This is a genomic window from Streptomyces sp. DSM 110735, from assembly GCF_016482685.1.
GTDB lineage: Bacteria > Actinomycetota > Actinomycetes > Streptomycetales > Streptomycetaceae > Streptomyces.
In genome coordinates, this window is sequence record NZ_JACYHF010000024.1 from 34,490 (window position 1) to 54,158 (window position 19,669).

The 19,669-nt window shown below is 72.8% G+C and carries 15 protein-coding genes; 3 read left to right on the forward strand and 12 right to left on the reverse strand.

What is annotated here, in order from left to right; translation table 11 throughout:
* Positions 1–31 precede the first annotated feature (31 nt).
* The 4 genes from hypF to IF655_RS27020 form a co-directional block, all read right to left on the reverse strand.
* Positions 32–2,383 (reverse strand): carbamoyltransferase HypF, encoded by a 2,352-nt coding sequence (gene hypF, locus IF655_RS27005; protein ID WP_199587741.1) that lies wholly within the window; start codon positions 2,381–2,383, stop codon positions 32–34.
* Positions 2,380–3,165: a hydrogenase nickel incorporation protein HypB gene (gene hypB / locus IF655_RS27010; protein WP_199587742.1), complete on the reverse strand. Its 786-nt coding sequence runs from the start codon at positions 3,163–3,165 to the stop codon at positions 2,380–2,382. The genes hypF and hypB overlap by 4 nt, the downstream gene beginning before the upstream one ends.
* Positions 3,166–3,228: 63 nt before the next feature.
* Entirely contained in the window at positions 3,229–3,819 is a 591-nt protein-coding gene (locus IF655_RS27015) for a hydrogenase maturation protease (RefSeq protein WP_199587743.1), read from the reverse strand.
* The gene (locus IF655_RS27020) at positions 3,816–5,531 is read right to left on the reverse strand and encodes a hydrogenase maturation protein (RefSeq protein WP_199587744.1); all 1,716 of its coding nucleotides are present in this window, start codon (positions 5,529–5,531) and stop codon (positions 3,816–3,818) included. Before IF655_RS27020 ends, IF655_RS27015 begins: the two co-directional genes overlap by 4 nt.
* A gap of 509 nt (positions 5,532–6,040) precedes the next feature.
* Between IF655_RS27020 and IF655_RS27025 the strand changes: the two genes are divergently transcribed.
* On the forward strand, positions 6,041–7,147 hold the full coding sequence (locus tag IF655_RS27025; protein WP_199587745.1) for an AI-2E family transporter: 1,107 nt from the start codon (positions 6,041–6,043) through the stop codon (positions 7,145–7,147).
* Between the two features lie 70 nt (positions 7,148–7,217).
* Here IF655_RS27025 and IF655_RS27030 read toward each other — a convergent pair whose 3' ends face one another.
* Both IF655_RS27030 and IF655_RS27035 read right to left on the reverse strand, forming a co-directional pair.
* Positions 7,218–8,066, reverse strand: coding sequence for a lysozyme (locus tag IF655_RS27030; protein ID WP_199587746.1), 849 nt, complete (start codon positions 8,064–8,066; stop codon positions 7,218–7,220).
* Between the two features lie 129 nt (positions 8,067–8,195).
* On the reverse strand, positions 8,196–10,052 hold the full coding sequence (locus tag IF655_RS27035; RefSeq protein WP_199587747.1) for a M1 family metallopeptidase: 1,857 nt from the start codon (positions 10,050–10,052) through the stop codon (positions 8,196–8,198).
* A gap of 379 nt (positions 10,053–10,431) precedes the next feature.
* Here IF655_RS27035 and IF655_RS27040 point away from each other — a divergent pair, with 379 nt between their 5' ends.
* Positions 10,432–11,337 carry an SGNH/GDSL hydrolase family protein gene (locus tag IF655_RS27040; RefSeq protein ID WP_199587748.1) on the forward strand — a complete coding sequence of 302 codons (906 nt, stop codon included), beginning with the start codon at positions 10,432–10,434 and terminating at the stop codon, positions 11,335–11,337.
* Positions 11,338–11,371: 34 nt separating this feature from the next.
* On the opposite strand, the gene pgm is transcribed toward IF655_RS27040, so the two are convergent.
* Both pgm and IF655_RS27050 read right to left on the reverse strand, forming a co-directional pair.
* A complete protein-coding gene (pgm, locus tag IF655_RS27045) occupies positions 11,372–13,012 on the reverse strand; it encodes a phosphoglucomutase (alpha-D-glucose-1,6-bisphosphate-dependent) (protein WP_199587749.1) in 1,641 nt (546 codons plus the stop codon).
* Positions 13,013–13,206: 194 nt separating this feature from the next.
* The gene (locus tag IF655_RS27050; RefSeq protein ID WP_206776502.1) at positions 13,207–13,950 is read right to left on the reverse strand and encodes an SAM-dependent methyltransferase; all 744 of its coding nucleotides are present in this window, start codon (positions 13,948–13,950) and stop codon (positions 13,207–13,209) included.
* Positions 13,951–14,149: 199 nt separating this feature from the next.
* On the opposite strand from IF655_RS27050, the gene IF655_RS27055 reads away from it, so the two are divergent.
* A complete protein-coding gene (locus IF655_RS27055) occupies positions 14,150–14,710 on the forward strand; it encodes a GNAT family N-acetyltransferase (protein WP_374100387.1) in 561 nt (186 codons plus the stop codon).
* Here the strand turns inward: IF655_RS27055 and IF655_RS27060 are convergent.
* From IF655_RS27060 to IF655_RS27075, 4 genes are all read right to left on the reverse strand, one after another.
* Positions 14,707–15,501, reverse strand: a complete 795-nt coding sequence (locus IF655_RS27060; RefSeq protein WP_199587752.1) for an SDR family NAD(P)-dependent oxidoreductase — start codon at positions 15,499–15,501, stop codon at positions 14,707–14,709. The genes IF655_RS27055 and IF655_RS27060 overlap by 4 nt on opposite strands.
* Before the next feature lie 148 nt (positions 15,502–15,649).
* Positions 15,650–17,485, reverse strand: coding sequence for an arabinofuranosidase catalytic domain-containing protein (locus IF655_RS27065; protein ID WP_199587753.1), 1,836 nt, complete (start codon positions 17,483–17,485; stop codon positions 15,650–15,652).
* Positions 17,486–17,700: 215 nt separating this feature from the next.
* The gene (locus IF655_RS27070) at positions 17,701–18,309 is read right to left on the reverse strand and encodes a CE1759 family FMN reductase (RefSeq protein WP_199587754.1); all 609 of its coding nucleotides are present in this window, start codon (positions 18,307–18,309) and stop codon (positions 17,701–17,703) included.
* Positions 18,306–19,445, reverse strand: coding sequence for an LLM class flavin-dependent oxidoreductase (locus IF655_RS27075; RefSeq protein ID WP_199587777.1), 1,140 nt, complete (start codon positions 19,443–19,445; stop codon positions 18,306–18,308). The genes IF655_RS27070 and IF655_RS27075 overlap by 4 nt, the downstream gene beginning before the upstream one ends.
* Between the last annotated feature and the right edge of the window lie 224 nt (positions 19,446–19,669).

Consider the following 19,669-nt stretch of genomic DNA (forward strand, 5'->3'; position numbering starts at 1 on the left):
TCGTGTGCCGAGCCGCGGGTCAGCGGGCTCGTCATGGCCGTGCCGTGTGCGCGGCGACCATGAGCTGTCCGAGCGCCAGTCCGCCGTCGCCCGGCGGCACCTCGCCGTGGCGCAGGACGGTGAAGCCGTCCGCCGTGAGCAGGGCGGCGCTCTCCTCCTCCAGCAGGGCGTTGGCGAAGACGCCCCCGGTGAGGGCGGTGGTGGTCAGCCCGGTGGCGGTACGGACGCGGCGGCACACCTCGGCGACCGCGCGGGCCACGCCCCGGTGGAAGCGGGCGGCCATGACCGGTGCGGGGACACCCCGGCGCACGTCCTCGACCAGGGCGCCGAGCAGCGGCGCGGGGTCCATCCGCCAGCCGTCCGGCGGGTCCGCCGTGAAGCCGAAGGGGTACGCCACCGGGTCCGCGTCGCGGGCCCTGGTCGCGAGTGCCTCCAGCGCCAGCGCCGCCTGCGCCTCGTGTCCGGCGCGATGGCAGGCGCCGACGAGGGACGACACGGCGTCGAAGAGGCGGCCCATGCTGGAGGTCGGCACGCAGTTCACCTGCCGCGTCAACTGCTGTCTGAGCACGCCGAGTTCGTCCGGTGTGCAGGCCAGGACGCTCGGCAGGTCCGGCGTCCACTCAAGCCCCGCCGCCCACAGCCGCGCCAGCGCGAGGCGGCAGGGGTTGGCCACGCCCGCGTCGCCGCCGGGCAGCGGGGCGGGGGCGAGGTGGGCCAGGCGGCGGTGTCCGGTGTAGTCGGCGAGCAGGATCTCGCCGCCCCACACGGTGCCGTCGTCGCCGTACCCGGTGCCGTCGAAGGCGACGCCGATGACGGGGGTGGTGCCGTCGAGCCCGTGTTCGGCCATGGCGGAGGCGATGTGGGCGTGGTGGTGCTGGACCAGCGCCGGTTCCGGCAGGGCGGCTTCGGCGGCGCGGCGGCGGGCCCACGCGGTGGAGTGGTAGCCGGGGTGCCGGTCGGCGGCGACGAGCGCCGGGGTCACGCCGGTGAGGGTCGCGAGGTGGGTCTCGGCGCGGCGGGCCGCCTCCAGGGTGGCGAGGTCGCCCATGTCCCCGATGTGCGGACCGAACCACGCCTGGTCGCCGTCCCCGAGGCAGAGGGCGTTCTTGAGGTCGCCGCCGACCGCGAGCGCGGGCCGCACGGGCACCGGGAGGGTCAGCGGGCGCGGGACGTATCCGCGCGAGCGGCGCAGGACCTGGGTGCTGCCGTCGGCGCGCACCCGCAGCAGGGAGTCGTCGCAGGGCGAGGCGACGGGACGGTCGTGGGTGAGCCACGCGTCGGCCAGTCCGGCGAGCCGGATCAGCGCCTCGGCGTCGTCGGTGACGATGGGCTCGCCGGAGCGGTTGCCGCTGGTCATGACGAGGGCGCGCGGTCCCGGCGGATCGCCGGGGAGCCCGAACAGCAGGGTGTGCGCGGGGGTGTAGGGCAGCAGGACGCCCACGTGCGGGCTGCCGGGGTTCACCCCGTCGGCGAGGCGGAGCCGGTCGCCCGAGGTCCGCGCGCGCAGCAGGACGATGGGGCGCGCCGGATCGGTGAGCGCGGCGCGTTCGGCGGCGGAGAGCACCGCGAGGCGTTCGGCGGTGGCGAGGTCGGCGCACATGACCGCGAACGCCTTGCCGCCGCGCTCCTTGCGGCGGCGCAGCGTGGCGACCGCCTCGGCGTCGGTGGCGTCGCAGGCGAGGTGGTAGCCGCCGACGCCCTTGACGGCGACGATCCGTCCCGCGCCGAGCAGTTCCCGTGCCCCGGCGAGGGCGTCGGCGCCGCGCGCGGGGCGGATCGGGGTGCCCGGCGCCGGGAGCAGGGTCAGTTCGGGACCGCAGTCGGGGCAGGCGACGGGCTGGGCGTGGAAGCGCCGGTCGGCGGGGTCGCCGTACTCGCGGGCGCAGGCGGGGCACATCGGGAAGCCGGCCATGGTGGTGGCGGCGCGGTCGTAGGGCATCGCGGTGGCGATGGTGAAGCGGGGACCGCAGTGGGTGCAGGTGGCGAAGGGGTGCCGGTGGCGGCGGTCGGCGGGGTCGGCGATCTCGCGCAGGCAGTCGGCGCAGGTGGCGGTGTCGGGCGGGAGCTGGGTGCGGCCCTCGGCGGAGTCGGTGGCGCGGATCGTGAACGGTCCGGTGACCCCGGTGGCGGGCAGGTCCTCGTGGCCGATGCCGGTCACCCGGGCGAGCGGGGGCGGCTGTTCGGCCAGCAGGGCGCAGAACCGGACGACGCCGTCCTCGGGACCCTCGACCTCGATGACGACCCCGTCGCCGGTGTTGCTCACGTGCCCGGCGAGCGCGAGGCCGTCGGCGAGCCGGTGCACATGGGGCCGGAAGCCGACGCCCTGGACCGTGCCGCGCACGGTGAGGCGTCGGCGGACCGTACCGGTCGCCGGGGCGGTCATGAACGGGGCGCGGCGGCGGTGGCGGGGCTGTGGCTGTGTGCCGCGTCGTGTGCGTGGCTGTGCGCCGCGTCGGGTCCGTGGCTGTGCCCGTGCCCGTGCGGTCCGGGTGCCAGGGGCGGCTGGTGGAGCACCGCGTCGGGCGCCGCGAGCACGTACTCGAGCAGCGTGTCCACCCCGTCCCCGCTGCGGGCGCACGAGCGGACGATCTCCACCCCAGGGTTGACCCGGTGGACGTTCGCGCGGAAGGCGTCCTCGTCGAAGCCGGCCGGCTCCGCGAGGTCGGTCTTGGTGATGACGACGAGGTGGGCGGAGCCGAAGGCGGTGGGGTACTTCAGCGGCTTGTCCTCGCCCTCGGTGACGGCCATGAGGGCGATGCGCAGGGTTTCGCCGAGGTCGTAGGAGGCGGGGCAGACGAGGTTGCCGACGTTCTCGACGAAGAGCGCGCGGGTGTCCTCGGGGAGCCAGCCGGTGAGCCGGTCGCGGACCTGGGCTGCCTCCAGGTGGCACAGCCCGTCGGTGAGGAGCTGCTGGACGGGGGCGCCGGAGCGGGCGAGGCGTACGGCGTCGTTCTCGGTGGCGAGGTCGGCGGTGAGGGCGGCGACCGGGACGCCCCGTTCGACGGCGCGGGCGAGGACGCGGCCGAGGAGTTCGGTCTTGCCGCTGCCGGGGCTGGAGAGCAGGTTGACGACGGTGACGCCCTGCCGGGCGAGGTCGTCGCGCAGGCGCGCGGCGAGGTCGTCGTTCTTGGCCAGGACGGCCTGTCTGAGATCGGCCTCGCACATGGCGCAGCTCCTCGGGTGGCGGGAAGAACGGTCGCCGGGCCGTGTCGGGCACGGCCCGGGCTCTCACCGATCTTCGGCGCCGTCGGCCGCGAGGGCGGGCAGCGCAGCCGCGTGCGGGGTCCCGGATTCCATCGGGCGGCCCAACGGGGGCGGGGGTGCGGCGGGGTCGGCCAGCAGGACGGGCACGAGAACGTGCAGCGCGTCGACGGCCCGGGCGACGGCCTCGCGCACGGGTTCGCTGAGCCCGGGGGCGATGTCCTCGTCGCCGCGCGGGAGCACGGCGGGCTCGCAGGCGAGGACGAGGACGCGGGGCAGCGGTTCGTCGCCGAGGTGGGCGGCGAGGGCGAGTACCTTCTGCGGGTCCATGCCGTGCGCCTCGGGCACGGTGGCGGCGTCCGGGGGCTCGGCTTCGATCAGGGAGAGGGTGCCGGGCGGATGTCCGCGGTGCGCGGTGTCGACCAGGACGGCGGTCGCGCAGCCGTCGAGCAGGGTGTAGGCGAGGTCCATGCCCCGGATGCCGAAGTCCCGCACGGTGACCCCGGCGGGCAGCGGGCGCTGTTCCAGGGCGCGGATCACCTCGGGTCCGAAGGCGTCGTCGCCGAGGAAGATGTTGCCGACCCCGGCCACGAGCAGTCTCCCGGTGTCGCCGCTCACGATTCCTCCCCGGTGCCGGTGGCGAGCGGCCGTACGGAGGCGGAGGGCTGCTTGCGGACGAACGCGGAGCGCAGGGCGTGGTACGGCGCGGTGGGGTCGTCGAACAGGGCGTGCATCCGGGCGAGTTCGTCGCGCCGGTACTCCGCGAGCGGGCGCTTCTCCTCCTCGGCGCGGCGGGCGGCGGCCTTGGCGGTGATGCGGGCGGCGAGACCGGGGCTCGCGGCGAGGTCGGCGGCCATGGTCGCGACGGTGGGGGCGAACTCCCCGGCGCCGGCGGGCACCAGGCGGTCCACGAGACCGAGCCGGGCGGCGTGTTCGGCGCTGACCGGCAGCGCCTCGGTGGTCAGGCGGTGCGCGGTGACCTCGCCGACGCGGCGCGGGAGGCTGTAGGTCCAGTACTCGGAGCCGTACAGACCCATCCGCCGGTAGTGCGGGTTGAGGACGGCGCCGGTGCGGCACCACACCTCGTCGGCGGCGAGGGCGAGCATGGCGCCCCCGGCTGCGGCGTTCCCGGCGAGCGCGGCGACGACCAGCCGGTCGGTGGTGCGCAGGACGGCTTCCACGAGGTCGTCCATGGCGCCGAGGTTGTCCCGGGACTCCGCGCCGGGGTCGGCGGCGCCCTCGATGACGTTGAGGTGGATGCCGTTGGAGAAGAAGTCCCGGTCGCCGCCGAGGACGAGCACCGGGGTGGGCCGGGCGAGGGCGTACTCGTAGGCGGCGAGCAGGCGGCGGCACTGGTCGGTGCTCATGGCGCCGCCGGGGAAGGCGAAGCTCAGGAAGCCGGTGTCGCCGCGTTGCCGGTAGCGGATGTCGGTCCAGGTGCGCCGGTCGCCGGGGAGTTCGAGGGGGACGGTCGACTCGGGGAGCGACGCCGCGTACTCGGGGGCCCAGGAGGCGAGGACGGAGGCGGCGGGGCGGCGGAAGGGCGCCGGGTCGCCGCTGCTCTTGCGGGGGCGCAGCTCGGGGATCCACACGGCGCCGTCGCGGGTGGCGCGGCAGACGGCGCCGTTGCGGGTGGCGAGCAAGTCGCCCGGGCGGCCGTGCAGTTGGTCCTCGGGGTGGCCGCCGTGCAGGAAGACCTCGCGGCCGAGGAGTTCGTCGAGGACGCCGGGCTGGGAGTCGGCGCCGCGCAGTTTGCGCAGGACGGTGGTGGTGTCGTCGCGCTCCCAGTCGATGCGGCGGCGGTCCTGGCGGAAGTAGTCGCGCCAGACCACGGCGGGCCAGTCGCCGGTCTGCGGGCGGGGCTTGTAGGAGCCCTCGGCGTAGCGGCGGACGGCGAGGTGTACGGCCGACGCGGCGGCGTCGGCGGCTTCGTTGCGGTAGAGGTCGCTCTTGCCGACGGCGGGCACGGGGAAGGTCTCGGACGCCCAGATGGCGCCCGCGTCCATGGCCGCCTCGGCCTGCAGGACGGTCACGCCCCAGTGGCTCGCGTCCTCGGCGATCGCCCAGTCCAGGGAGGAGGGACCGCGGTCTCCGGGGGGTCCGGGGTGCACGATCAGACAGGTGCGTTCCCGCCACACGTCCTCGGGGAGGGCGCTCTTCAGCATGGGCGCGACGATCAGCTCGGGGCGGGTCTCGCGGACGGCGGCGCGGACCGGTTCGGGGCCGTGGGTGGCGAGGACGACGTCCACGGTGTGGCCCTGATCGGACAGTTCCGCGTAGACCCGTTGACAGAGGCTGTTGAACGCGCTGGCGACCAGCAAAATGTCCATGCGACGATATGTTCGTCCATTTTCCCGATGCCGTGAAGAACCGGTTCGGCGTTTCCCTCGACCCCGGCGAACAAGGTCCGAATTCACCGGAAAACATGCGGAAAACCCATTCGATTGTCACCCCGTTGTCCTAATCCCGTGAGTTTAGGACCACCCGGATGCGCGACCGGTCCTGGACGACGCTCCCGTCGAGTTCCCGCGCGCCGACGACCGCCGGATCGGCCGCCGCCACCGCCAGGTCGCGGTCGCGGCGGACAGCCGCCGCACGCAGGAGTAGCGGCGCACCGCCTCGCACGCCCAGGCGCGTTGCGGGTCTGGTTTCTCCCGCTTTGCCCTTACCTTTCTCTAGATGTGACCGAGGGTCGGGACGTGCCCGAGGGTCGGGCTCGGCGGCACGGAGGCGAGGCGGGCGCGTGGTGGGTGGTGCGGGGTGGTGGTGGCGACGGCACGGGAAATCCGGTCACCCGGCACACGACCCGGCGCCCGGTGGCAGGACCGCCTCCCCCACCGTGCGGCTGCCCTCCCACTCGCGCACCGCGCCGAAGATCTCCGCGGCCGAGCTGACGGTCCCCTGGCTGCGGATCGCCGCCGCCTACGCCTGGCGTCTCATCCTGGTCGGCATCGCGGTCTACGGCGTCTTCGGCGTCCTGGGCCGCTTCCAGCTCATCGCGGTGGCGCTGTTCCTCGCGCTGGTCATCACCTCGGTGCTGCGCCCGGCAGCGGATCTGCTGGACCGGTGGATGCCGCGCCCGCTGGCCGTCGCGCTCGCCATGGTGGGCAGCCTGTGCCTGCTGCTGGGGCTGCTGGCGCTCGTGGGCAACGCGGTGGCCGGGGAGTCCGCCCAGTTGGGCAGCGAGTTCCGGGGCGGGGTGCACCGCATCGAGGACTGGCTGCGGCGCCCGCCGTTCCGGCTGAGCCAGGACCGGCTGAACGCGCTCCAGGGCGAGGTGACGCGGTATCTGTCCACGCACCGGGCGGCCCTGCTGAGCAGTGCGGTCGCCGGGATCGGGCGGGTCGTGGAGGTCGTGACGGGCGGGGCGCTCGCGCTGTTCGCCTCCGCCTTCTTCATCCACTCCGGGGACCGGCTGTGGGAGTGGGTGCGCGACCGGCTGCTGCCGCGCGGGGCGCGCACGGTGTGGGACCGCGCGGGCCGGGCGGCGTGGGGGACGTTCGCCGGGTACACGCGCGGCATCATCATCGTCGCCGCCACCAACGCCGTACTGGTCGGCATCGCGCTGTTCGCGCTGCGGGTGCCGCTCGCGCTGCCGCTGACGCTCCTCGAGTTCTTCGCCGCGTTCGTGCCGCTGGTGGGCTCGCCGGTGGCGCTCGGTGTGGCGACGGTGGTCGCCCTTGCCACCCGGGGCCCGCTCACGGCCATCGCGGTGCTGGTGCTCATCGTCGTGATCGGCCAACTGGAGGGCCATGTGCTGCATCCGCTGGTGATGAGCTGGGCGGTGCGGCTGCATCCGCTGGTCGTGGCCGTGTCGGTCATCGCGGGGAGCATCGTGGCGGGCGTGATCGGCGCGGTCGTGGCCGTGCCGTTCGTCTCGGTGGTCTGGGCGGTGCTGAGCACCCTGCGCGGACCACCCGCGACCCAGCCGCCCCGGACGCCGTGACCGGCCGGGACGCGTGACGTCCGGCCGGTCGGCGGGGCGGGTGACAGGAGCGACGTGGACCGACGCCTGGTCAGCCGGTCGCGAAGGACCGCAGCTTGGTGGTCGAGCCGTTGAACTTGTCGTGGTCGCCGACCGTCGGGCCGGTCGAGGTGTACTGCCACATGGTGTACGAGGACCAGCCTGCCGGGAGGGTGCCCGCGGAGGAGGCGTAGCGCGCGATCCACAGGGGGCTGGCGCCGAAGCCGGAGTAGTTGCCGGTGCACTCGTTCCACCAGGCGGTGGCGGTGTAGACGACGGCGCTGCGGCCGGTGCGCGCCTTGTAGCGGTTCAGGAAGTCGCGGATCCAGGTCACCATGCCGCTCTTGGACTTGCCGTAGCAGGAGGCGCCGTAGGGGTTCCACTCGATGTCGAGCACCCCGGGCAGGGTCCGCCCGTCGGCGGACCAGCCGCCGCCGTGGTCGACGAAGTAGTCGGCCTGCGTCTTGCCGCTGGTGGTGTCGGGGGTCGCGAAGTGGTACGAGCCGCGGATCATGCCCGCGTTGTAGGGGCCGTTGTACTGCTGGGTGAAGTAGGGGTTCTTGTAGTACGTCCCCTCCGTCGCCTTGGTGTAGGCCCAGCGGGTGCCCGCGTTCCACAGGGTGGTCCACGCGACGTTGCCCTGGTGGCTGGAGACGTCCACGCCCTCGGTGTGGGTCGCCCGGGGGGCCAGGGCGCGGTCCTCGGACCACGCGGTGCCGCGCTCGTGGGCGCGGACGCCCACGCCCATGTAGGCGCTGCCCCGTGGAAGGACGCCCCACCCGGAGTCGGACACGGCGGCGGGGGGCGACAGGAAGAGGAGAAGGCCGGAGAGGACGCCGGTGAGGCACAGGCGTGAGCTGCGGCCGCGGAGGAGATGTATGTCGCTTCGCACGAGATCCATCTGACCCGGCATCGGGGCGTGGCGCACGCCGGGTTGGGCCGGGCGAAGGCGTGACCGGGCCGGGGTTGGGCCATGTGGGTGGACCGGCGGGCGCCCGGCCGGGGGCGGTTCCGGCCAGGCGGCGGCGGGTCAGCCGTCGATGCGGTGCTGGGTCCAGAAGGAGGTGAGGTCGGTGCTCGTGGCCGCCTGGGCGGCTGCCTTGAACTCGGCGGTGGTGGAGACGCCGTACCAGTGGGCGGTCGCGTAGTCCTTGAGCAGCTTGGTCATGGCGGTGTCGCCGATCAGGCGGCGCAGGTCGTGCAGGGCGCACTTGCCGTAGCCGTAGACGACGGTGGAGTAGCGCGAGGAGTGGGCGTCCCAGTAGGCCATCGAGTTGGTGATCTTCTCGGCGCTGGACGCCCAGGAGACGCTGCTCCAGCAGCCCGAGCCGGTCTTGCCCTGGGCGAGGTCGGTGGCGTAGTCGGTGAAGGACTCGTCCAGCCAGGGGCTGTTGTACTCGTCGTCGCCGACGATGCCGTACCACCACTGGTGGCCGATCTCGTGGGTGAGGGCGTTGGTGGAGACCAGGTCGAGGACGAAGCCGGGGTACTCCATGCCGCCGAACCAGAAGTTGTTGTCGATGACCGCGTCCAGCTCGCCGTAGGGGTACGCCCCGAAGCGGCCCGCGTGGGCGTCGACGGCGCTCTTGGCGGTGCTGAGCATCGACTGGGCGCTGGAGGAACTGATCCCGGAGACGGAGTAGACGTTCACCGGGACGCCGCCGGGCGAGGTACCGGAGATCTTGCTGAACGGACCGGCCGCCCAGGCGAAGTCACGCACCTTCGAGGCGGTGGCGGTGGTGACCGTACGACCGCTCGTGCCGGGGGTGTCGGTGGAGGTGCCGGTGGCGGGGACCAGCAGGGAGCTGGGGTGGTCGAGGGTGACCTTGAAGTCGGCGGCGAGCGAGTAGAAGGACTCGCCGTTGTTGGTGTACGGGTCCAGGTGCCAGCCGGAGCCGTCGCGTACGGCGAGGACGGGCAGCGCGTTGCCGATGAAGCTGAAGGCGCCGTCGTGGCCGAAGCGGTCGGCGCCGTCGGGCACGGTGATGCCGAGGTCGAAGCCGATGGTGGCGGACTGGCCCTTGGCGAGCGGCTGCGGGAGCGTGATCTTCAGCGCGGTGCAGGCCACGGTGAGGTCGCCCGCGGTGCCGCCGGTGACGTTGCCGACCTTGACGGGCGGGGCGGAGCAGGTGCCGTGGTAGTTGTCCCAGAGCCTCAGGTAGACCTCGCCGAGCGCGTCGGACGAGGCGTTGGTGAAGGTCGCGCTCTCGTGCCCGTTCCACACGGTGCCGGTGCTGTCGCTGCTGAGGCTGACGGTGTAGTCGGGCGCGGCCGGGGTGCGGACGGTGTCGCCCGCGGGCGGGGTGGTGGTGTCGGCGGTGTCGAGGGCGACGTCGTCGAGGACGAAGCTGGTCTTCAGGCTGGAGTCCTCGGTGCCGGTGAAGGCGAGGTCGACGGTGCGGCCCGCGTACGAGGACACGTCGACGGTCTCGCGGACGTAGCCGGTGGCGTGGTCGAGGTTGGAGTAGCTCGCGAGGGTGGTGCCGCCGAGCTTCACCGTCAGTTTGTCGTAGGCGGTGGAGGAGGTGGTCTCGGCGGTGTCGACGTGCAGATAGAAGCTGAGGGTGGCGCTGCCGCAGCCGCTGGGGACCGTGACGCTCTGGGTGAGCGTGTCGGTGCGGGTGGCGCCGGTGCCGCCGAGCCAGGCGAAGGCGGAACCGCCGTGCGCGCTCTGGCCGGTACGGCTGGTGATCAGGCTGCTGGAGGACTGGGTCCAGGGCGAGGTGCCGCTCTCGAATCCGCCGTTGCCGACGACCTGGGCCGGGGTGCAGGCGGCGACCGCCGTGGCCTCGGCGGGGCGGGCGACGGCGGAACCCGCGGGCAGGGAGAAGGCGATCAGGGCGGCGAGGGCGAGCCCGCCGAGCGCCTTGTGGGGGGTGGATCTCACACGCTACTCCTTTGCGAAGGCCGGGGTTTCGGCCTGCCGATGACCGAGTCCGGCCGGAGTGCGCCGGCGCGGCCGTGGGGTGGGGCTGCGCGATGGCCGTGCGGGGTGCCCCCTCGGTGAGGAGGGGGCGGCCGGGGCAAGCGTGACAGATCTGACCTGCTCATGCCAGAGGCGCCCGCGCTTCCCCGGCGGACGGCACCGCCGGTGCCGCCGATGCCGCCGGTGCCGCCGGTGCCGCCGGTGCCGCCGGTGCCCCGGAGCGTGAAGGGCGGTCAATCACCGTGTGCGGAAAGTGTGTTCACGCGTCTGGCACCGTGGAGCTACCCGGCGGTATACAGACCCGGTCGCACGTGATGGGCTGTCAGGTGGGGAGGACTCCATGGCGAACCGCGCACGGAAACAGGGCACTTCACGGAAGTGGGTCGGTCTGGTGGGCGCGGCGCTGGGGGGTTGTGCCCTGGTCGCCGGGTCGGTGGTGCCGGCGTCCGCGCATGCCGGGCACGGGCAGGTCCGTTATGTGGCGCTCGGGGACTCCTACACCTCCGGACCGCTCATCCCCCGTCAGGTGGACGCGAGTTGTGCGCGCTCCGATCAGAACTACCCCTCGCTGGTGGCGGAGCGCACACGGGTGGACGGCTTCGTCGACGTGAGCTGTTCGGGGGCGACCACGGCGGAGATGTGGCAGGCACAGGGAGCCAATCCGCCGCAACTCGACGCGCTCACCCGGAACACCGACCTCGTCACCGTGCAGATCGGCGGCAACGACGTCGGCTTCGGCTCGATCATCTCCACCTGCGCCAGGCTCGGCGCGCCGGAGCCGGACGGCAATCCCTGCGAGCGGTCCTACCGGGACGCCGGGTACGACGAGTTGGCGCTCACCGTGGCACGCACCGCGCCGAAGATCGACCGGGTGCTGCGCGCCGTCCACGCCCGGGCGCCGCACGCGCGGGTGCTGCTCGTGGGGTACCCGGATCTGCTGCCCGACGACGGCACCGGCTGCTTCCCCGACGTGCCGTTCGCGCGCGGCGACTTCCGCTATCTGCGGGACACCGAGAAGCGGCTCAACCTGATGCTGCGGCTGGTCGCCGCCTGGAACCGGGTCGGGTACGTCGACACCTACGGTCCCACCGTCGGGCACGACATGTGCAAGGCGCCCGAGGACCGCTGGATCGAGCCGTTGAAGCCTGCCGCGCCCGCCGCCCCGGCGCACCCCAACGCGCGCGGCGAGGCGGCGATGGCGCAGGCCGTGCTGGAGACGGTGGGGCGGGGGCACGGCAGGCGCTGAACCCACGCCCAACCGCGCCGCCGTCAGCGGGAGTTCAGTCGCCGAGCGCCGCCAGCACCACCGACTGCGCCTCCTCCTGCACCCGGGCCAGATGGTCCGGACCGAGGAAGGACTCGGCGTACACCTTGTACACGTCCTCGGTGCCGGACGGTCGCGCCGCGAACCAGGCGTTCTCCGTGGTGACCTTGATGCCGCCGATGGGGGCGCCGTTGCCGGGCGCCTCGGTGAGGACGGCGGTGACCGGCTCGCCCGCGAGGGTGTCGGCGGTGACCTGGGCCGGGGAGAGCTTGGCCAGCAGCGCCTTCTGCTCACGGGTGGCGGGGGCGTCGATGCGGGCGTAGGCGGGTTCCCCGAAGCGCTCGGTGAGGTCCGCGTAGTGCGCGGAGGGGGTGCGCCCGGTGACGGCGGTGATCTCGGAGGCGAGCAGCGCGAGCAGGATGCCGTCCTTGTCGGTGGTCCACACCGAGCCGTCGCGGCGCAGGAAGGACGCGCCCGCCGACTCCTCGCCGCCGAAGCCGAGGTCGCCGCTGAGCAGCCCGTCCACGAACCACTTGAAGCCGACCGGGACTTCGACGAGGCGGCGGCCGAGGTCGGCGGCCACCCGGTCGATCATCGAGGAGGAGACGAGGGTCTTGCCGACGCCGGTCGCCTGCGGCCACTGCTCGCGGTGCTTGTAGAGGTAGCCGATGGCGACCGCGAGGTAGTGGTTGGGGTTCATCAGACCGGCGTCCGGGGTGACGATGCCGTGCCGGTCGGCGTCGGCGTCGTTGCCGGTGGCCAGCGCGAACCGGTCGCGCTGCTCGATGAGCGACGCCATCGCGTACGGCGAGGAGCAGTCCATGCGGATCTTGCCGTCCCAGTCCAGCGTCATGAACCGCCAGGTGGGGTCGGTGTGCGGGTTGACCACGGTGAGGTCGATGCCGTGCTCGTCGGCGATCCTCCCCCAGTACGCGACGGAGGCGCCGCCGAGCGGGTCGGCGCCGATGCGCAGCCCGGCGTCCCGGACCGCGTCCAGGTTCAGCACGCTGGGCAGCTCGCGGACGTAGGCGCCGAGGAAGTCGTACCGCCCTGTGGTGTCGGCGGCGAGCGCGTGGGCGTACGGGATGCGGCGTACGTCCTTCAGACCGCCCGCGATGATCTGGTTGGCGCGGTCCTGGATCCACGAGGTGGCGTCCGAGCCCGCCGGGCCGCCGTTGGGCGGGTTGTACTTGAAGCCGCCGTCGGCGGGCGGGTTGTGCGAGGGCGTGACGACGACGCCGTCCGCGAGACCCGTCGTGCGGTCCCGGTTGTGGGTGAGGATCGCGAGGGAGACGGCGGGGGTGGGCGTGTAGCCGTCCTCGCTGTCGATCAGGACGGTGACGCCGTTCGCGGCGAACACCTCCAAGGCGGTGACCTTCGCGGGCTCGGAGAGGGCGTGCGTGTCGGCGCCGAGGAACAGCGGTCCGTCGATGCCCCGCTCGGCGCGGTACTCGCAGATGGCCTGGCTGGTGGCGGCGATGTGGTCCTCGTTGAAGGCCGTCGCCAGGGACGAGCCCCGGTGCCCCGAGGTCCCGAACGCGACCCGCTGCCCCGGGTCCGCCGGGTCCGGGTGCAGCGCGTAGTACGCCGTGACCAGCCGGGCCACGTCGACAAGGTCCTCGGGACCGGCGAGAGCGCCGGCTCGCTCGTGCGGCATGAGTCCGCTCCTCCGCATAGGTGTGTTCGACGGGGTGATCGAACGCTCTGAGCCCATCTTTCCTCGTCATGGGCCCGCCATGCGCGTACGCGCCGGGTCGGCCGCCGCCCGGCGCGTTGTGCGGGCGCCTGTCGTGGCTCCGCTGTGGCTCCGCTGTGGCTCTGTCTCGCCTCCGTCGTGGCTCTGTCCGGCGGTTATCGCGGCTTGCGTCCGACCGCCGCGTACAGCGGCAGGCTCGCGCCCTGGCGCTGGTCGGCGGAGTCGGGGCGCCAGTCGCTGACGAACGCGATGCCCGGGTCCAGCAGCTCCAGTCCGGAGAGGAACTCCGCGAACTCCGCCCGGGAGCGCACCGCCACCGGGGTGCCGCCGCGCCGGTAGACGTCGGCCACGGCGTTCCAGGTATCCGGGTCGGTGTCGGCGGTGGCGTGCGAGAGGACGAGGTGACTCCCTGCCGGGAGCGGGTCGAGCAGCTCGCGGACCAGGTCGAGGGCGCCGTACTCGTCGGGGACCAGATGGAGCAGGGCGACCATGGAGAGCGCCACCGGCTCGTCGAAGTCCAGGATCTCCCGCGCGGCCTCGACGATCTTCCCGGGCTCGCGGACGTCCGCCTGGAGGTACGCGGTACGTCCCTCGGGCGCGCTGGTGAGCAGAGCCTGGGCGTGGCGCAGCACGATGGGGTCGTTGTCGACGTAGACGACCTTGGACTCGGGTCCGACCGCCTGGACGACCTGGTGCAGGTTCGGGTCGGTCGGGATGCCGGTGCCGATGTCGAGGAACTGCCGTACCCCGAGACCGGCCAGGGCGCGCGCGGCTCGCACCATGAACTGCCGGTTGGCCCGCGCCAGTTCGGGCACCTGCGGGAACAGCGCCTGGACCTGTTCGGCCGCCGCCCAGTCCACCGGGTAGTTGTCCTTGCCGCCGAGGTACCAGTCGTACATCCGGGCGGCGTGCGGCTTGCTGGTGTCGATGACGGGCGGCTGGGTCTCGGCGTCGGACACGGAGGGGTCTCCTCTGCGGGGGCGGCGGTGGCGCGTGACGGCGTGGCGGCTGCATCCTGCCATGTCACGGGGGCGCCCGTCAGACCCGTCGCCACGTCAACTCCGTTCGCACGGCGGCTGGTTGTGCCACCATGACCCGGTGCTGATCGACATCCCCGCCGCTCCCCCGCGCCCGGCCCTCCGGCTGCGGCGCTGGGATTCCGCCGACGCCGCCGCGCTGACCCGTCTGGAGCGGGACGAGGCGCTGCGCCGCTGGACGAGTTTCCCGGCTCTCGCGGACGCGGCGGACGCCGGGCGGTGGATCGAGGAGCAGCGGCGCGCGTGGGAGTCCGGGGAGCGCTTCGCCTTCGCGGTGCTGGAGCCGGACGCGCGCCTGGTCGGACACGTCGTCCTCAAGGTCGCCTCACCCGGGGACGGCACCGCCGAGGTGGGCTACTGGACCGCCGCCCACGCGCGGGGCCGGGGGGTGGCTCCGCGCGCGGTGGCGGCGCTGACCGCGTGGGCGGTCCGGGAGGGTCGGACGCGGCTGGAGCTGGTGCACCAGGCGGACAACGCGGCGTCCTGCCGGGTCGCCGTCAAGTGCGGGTACAAGCTCGCCGCGACACTCGCCCCGGCGCCGCCCGCGTACCCGGTCGAGGGGCATGTGCACGTGTGGGGCGGGACGCGCCCTGCTAGGGCCTGTCCGGCGGACAGGCCCTAGGGCAGGATCGCGTCCACGTAGCCGCCGTCCACGCGCAGCGCGCCGCCCGTCGTGGCGGACGCCTGGTCGGAGCTGAGGTAGACGACCATGTTGGCGATCTCCTCGGGCTCGATCAGGCGCTGGAGCAGGGACTGGGGGCGGTACTCGCGCATGAAGACCTGCTGCGCCTCGTCCCAGGGGAGGTCGCGGTCGACGAGTTCGTACACGAAGTCCTCGACGCCGCCGGTGTGGGTGGGTCCGGCGATGACGGAGTTGACGGTGACGCCGGTGCCCGCCGCCTTCTTGGCGAAGCCCCGGCTCACCGCGAGCAGGGCGGTCTTGGACATGCCGTACTGGATCATCTCGGCGGGGATGACGATCGCCGAGTCGCTGGCGATGTACTGCACCCGTCCCCAGCCACGCTCGGTCATGCCGGGGAGGTAGAGCCGGGTGAGGCGGACGGCGGCGAGGACGTTGATCTCGAAGTAGCGCCGCCACTCCTCGTCGGTGATCTCCAGCGGGTCGGCGGTGCCGAAGATGCCGAGGTTGTTGACGAGGATGTCCACGTCAGGCAGCTCGCTCTTCAGCCGTTCGGCGCCCTCCTCGGTGGAGACGTCGGCGGCGGCCGCCGTGAACTCGCCGTCCGGGACCTGCTCGGCGAGGGTCGCGATGGCGGCGGAGACCCGGTCGGCGTCACGTCCGTTGACAGCCACGCGGGCCCCGGCGCGGGCGAGTCCGGCGGCGATGGCGGCGCCGATGCCCTGCGTCGAGCCGGTGACCAGCGCGGTGCGTCCTGTGAGATCGATGTGCATGGGCGAACGGGTTCCCTTCGGCTCCGGATACGACACCTGGCCCCCAGTGTGCGGGCGCCGGGCGCCGGAACCGGTGAAGGGCGGACCTACGGCGGGGCGGCCCGGGTCATCCGGTCCGCCCCGCCCGCTGCCTTGTCTCGTACCGTCGTCAGCCGAGCCGGAACTTCTGGGCGGCCGAGCCGTTGCAGTCCCAGATCCGCAACCGGCTGCCGTTGGTAGTGGTGCCGTCCGGCAGGTCGAGGCAGCGCCCGGACTGCGGGTTCACCAGGGAGCCGTCCGCCTGCTGGACCCACTTCTGCCCGCCGACACCGTTGCAGTCCCACAGCTCGACCTGGGTGCCATTGGCGGTGCCGTTGCCGTTGATGTCCAGGCAACGTCCGAGGGTGGACAGGGAGTTGTCGGCGCGGTGGTACCAGTGCTGGTCGACGGCCCAGGTCTGGCAGTCCCAGAGCTGGACGGCCGTGCCGTTGACGCCGGTGTCGTCGGCGGCGACGTCCAGGCACTTGCCGCCGGGTCCGGCGACCGGGGCGCCGCCGTTCACCGCGAACTTCTGCGCGGCCGAGCCGTTGCAGTCGTAGATCTGCAGCCGGGTGCCGTTGCCGGTGGCGCCGCTGGGCGAGTCGAGGCAGCGCCCGGACTGCGGGTTGAGCAGGGAGCCGTCCGCCTGCTGGACCCACTTCTGCCCGCCGACGCCGTTGCAGTCCCAGAGTTCGACCTTGGTGCCGTTGGCGGTGCCGTTGCCGTTGATGTCCAGGCAGCGGCCGATGGTGCCGAGGGAGCCGTCGGGGTTGTGCGTCCAGTGCTGGTCCTCGGCGTAGGACTGGCAGTCCCAGAGCTGGACGGCGGCGCCGTTGACGCCGGTGTCGTCGGCGGCGACGTCCACGCACTTGTTGCCGGGTCCGGTGATGGTGCCCTGGGGGCCGTTGGGCACGTTGGTCTGGCCGGAGTAGCCGACCGAGACGATGTTCGCCTGGACGGCGTTGTCGGCGGCGTCCGTCGGGTAGCCCGCGGTCATGACGCCCTCGAAGAAGGTGCCCATGTTCCAGTTGCTGTTGTCGCCGCCGGTGCCCAGGATGATGCCGCCCTCCTGCTGCATGGGCTTGTAGCCGCCGCGCGTGGGCAGTCCGCCGTCCCACCAGGTGGTCAGGGCGCCGGACTGGGAGTCGCCGCCCTTGAGGGCGTACTTGGTCTGCCCGTTGTTCTTCAGCATGGCGGTGACGTACGTGCTGCTGTTGCCCCGGTTGGCGGTGTTGGAGCCGTTGTCGCCCTGGAACATGCCGTTCTCCAGGTCCGCCTCCACCCACGGTCCCGAGCCGGTGCAGGGGGCGAAGTAGCAGGTGGTGGCGATGGAGACGGCGTCCATGTGCCCGTTGCCGGTGTCGGCCGGGGTGCGCTCGGCGTTGCCGTAGTCGAAGCAGCAGGCGGAGCCGACGTGGGTGCCGCTGGCCACCATGTAGGCGCCCTCGGGCTGTCCGCCCACGGCGACGCCGGAGGCGACCCCGGTGTAGCGGTAGCCGACACCCGGGGAGATCCAGATGCCGTAGACCTTGTGGCCGCCCGCGGTGACGGCGATCTCGCTCGCGTCGGCGCCCCGGTCGGCGCCCATTCCGGCGGTGCCCGCCGGACCGGGGGTCAGATCGTTGTGCCGGGTGGTCTGGTCGTAGACCTTGCTGATCCGGCAGGTGGAGCCGCCGCAGAAGGTGTCCTGGCGGTTCGCGTCGGCGTAGCCGCCCGCCGACAGGACACCGATGTCGGCGGTGGCGCCGTCGGATGCCCGGGTCACCTGGTAGAGCGGGCCGTTGTAGGCGGAGAACAGGGCGCGGGTCGTGCTGTGCGCGGCGACACAGGGGGTGCCGGCCGCGCCGTAGATGTCGCACGGCAGCGAACCGGCGGCCTCGGCGCGCCCGGCGAGTCCGATCAGGGAGCCCAGCAGGAGCAGCAGGGCGGCCAGGACGGACGGTAAAAGCGATCTCTCTCGGCGCATCGTCTGCTCCTCGAAGGACGGGACGTGCTTCCAACCGGCGTGCGGGGAAACCGCGTTCCGTTTCCGTCGCGGAACGCGTCACAGCCGTTGCGGAAGGTACGGACCACGTTCGAGGACGTCAAGATTTGTCGCTTCAGGCTTGGTTCAAAGTTTGATACGTGTCCTGAATTGTTGCTTTGTGGGGTGCGCGGCACCGAAGCCCGGGCGGCACGTGTCTACGGCTCGCCGGTCAACAGGCGCTGCATCGCAGCGAGTTCCTCCTCGCCCGCGTCGCGCCGGGAGCGGGGTCCGCAGGAGCGGAGCACGCGGGTGAAGTCGGCAGCCGCCTCGGTGATGCGGTTGCCGAGTCCCGTGCCGCTCTGTGCGCCGAAGTCGCCGGTGGCGGCGTAGACCGGGCGGGGCGAGACGATGGCGTGCAGGTAGGAGAACATCGGGCGCAGGGCGTGCTCGAGGACCAGGGAGTGGCGTTCGGTGCCGCCGGTCGCGCCGATCAGGACGGGCATGTCGGAGAGGGTCTCCTCCGGGAGCACGTCGAAGAAGGACTTGAAGAGACCACTGAAGGAGGCGTTGAACGCGGGCGTGACGGCGATGACCCCGTCCGCCTCCCTGATCTGCTCGAACGCCGCCTCCAGCGCTCCTCCGCTGAAGCCGGTGAGCATGGCGTCCATGATGGCGTGGGCCAGCGGGCGCAGTTCGACGTAGGACAGCTCGACCGGTTCGCCCTGGGCTTCCAGGTCCTTGGTGACGGCCATGGCCAGGCGGTCGGCGAGCAGTCGGGTGGAGGACGGCTCGCGCAGGCCGCCGGAGATGATGGTGATCTTCATCGCGTCTCGGGGTTCCTTTCGTCGTCGTCCAACTCACTGCCCCCGTCGGTCCTTTGCTCCTCGGCGAGGCGGGCGCGCAGCAGCGACCGGTGGGTGGGGGCGGCCGGTACGTCGGCGGGCCTGCCCACGGCGAACTCCTTGCGGAGGACCGGCACCACCTCTTCGCCGAGGAGGTCGAGCTGTTCGAGCACGGTCTTCAGCGGCAGTCCCGCGTGGTCCATGAGGAAGAGCTGACGCTGGTAATCGCCCACGTAGTTGCGGAAGTTCAGCGTCTTCTCGATGACCTGGGCCGGTGAGCCGACCGTCAGCGGGGTCTGTTCGGTGAACTCCTCAAGGGACGGACCGTGGCCGTAGACCGGGGCGTTGTCGAAGTAGGGGCGGAACTCGTCGACCGCGTCCTGGCTGTTGGGGCGCATGAAGACCTGACCGCCGAGACCGACGATCGCCTGCTCGGGGGTGCCGTGGCCGTAGTGCGCGAACCGTCTGCGGTAGAGGTTCACGAGCTGTTTGGTGTGCGTGGCGGGCCAGAAGATGTGGTTCGCGAAGAAGCCGTCGCCGTAGTACGCGGCGAGTTCGGCGACCTCGGGGGTGCGGATCGAGGCGTGCCAGACGAAGGGGGGCACGTCGTCCAGCGGGCGCGGGGCGAGGGTGAAGCCCTGGAGCGCGGTGCGGAACTTGCCCTCCCAGTCCACCGTTTCCTCGCGCCACAGGCGGCGCAGCAGGTCGTAGTGCTCGACGGTCAGCGGCAGGGCGGCGCGGATGTCCTGGCCGAACCAGGGGTAGACCGGACCGGTGTTGCCGCGCCCGAGCATGACGTCCGTGCGCCCGCCGGAGAGGTGCTGGAGCACACTGAAGTCCTCGGCGATCTTCACCGGGTCGTTGGTGGTGATCAGCGTGGTGGAGGTCGACAGGATGATGCGCTCGGTCTGCGCGGCGATGTAGGCGAGCAGGGTGGTGGGCGAGGACGGCACGAAGGGCGGGTTGTGGTGCTCGCCGGTCGCGAAGACGTCGAGCCCGACCTCCTCGGCCTTGCGCGCGATGGCGACGGTCGCCCGGATGCGTTCCGCCTCGGTGGGCGTGCGTCCCGTGGTGGGGTCGGCGGTGACGTCCCCGACGGTGAAGATGCCGAACTGCATCCCGGACGCGCCGGGCGGCTCCTGCTCCGTGGCCGGTGACGTACCGGTGGTCTCGGACGACGCCATGCTGGGTTCCTCCCGGACTCGCTGGCGGGGGCGGTCCTGGCGGGCCGGGCGGGAGCGGCTCGTCGCGCTCCTCCCGGGGCGGTGGCCGGATCACCTGCGCGTCCTGGCGCGTCGGTTCCGGCACCGGCGGTACGCCCCTGCGCGCCCCGTGTGCCACT

Coding starts and splice junctions, on each gene's coding strand:
- IF655_RS27075 (WP_199587777.1), bottom strand. CDS start 19,445: ATGCAGTTCGGCATCTTCACCGTCGGGGACGTCACCGCCGACCCCACC.
- IF655_RS27050 (WP_206776502.1), bottom strand. CDS start 13,950: ATGTACGACTGGTACCTCGGCGGCAAGGACAACTACCCGGTGGACTGG.
- hypB (WP_199587742.1), bottom strand. CDS start 3,165: ATGTGCGAGGCCGATCTCAGACAGGCCGTCCTGGCCAAGAACGACGAC.
- IF655_RS27020 (WP_199587744.1), bottom strand. CDS start 5,531: ATGGACATTTTGCTGGTCGCCAGCGCGTTCAACAGCCTCTGTCAACGG.
- IF655_RS27040 (WP_199587748.1), top strand. CDS start 10,432: ATGGCGAACCGCGCACGGAAACAGGGCACTTCACGGAAGTGGGTCGGT.
- IF655_RS27065 (WP_199587753.1), bottom strand. CDS start 17,485: ATGCGCCGAGAGAGATCGCTTTTACCGTCCGTCCTGGCCGCCCTGCTG.
- IF655_RS27070 (WP_199587754.1), bottom strand. CDS start 18,309: ATGAAGATCACCATCATCTCCGGCGGCCTGCGCGAGCCGTCCTCCACC.
- IF655_RS27030 (WP_199587746.1), bottom strand. CDS start 8,066: ATGGATCTCGTGCGAAGCGACATACATCTCCTCCGCGGCCGCAGCTCA.
- pgm (WP_199587749.1), bottom strand. CDS start 13,012: ATGCCGCACGAGCGAGCCGGCGCTCTCGCCGGTCCCGAGGACCTTGTC.
- hypF (WP_199587741.1), bottom strand. CDS start 2,383: ATGACCGCCCCGGCGACCGGTACGGTCCGCCGACGCCTCACCGTGCGC.
- IF655_RS27060 (WP_199587752.1), bottom strand. CDS start 15,501: ATGCACATCGATCTCACAGGACGCACCGCGCTGGTCACCGGCTCGACG.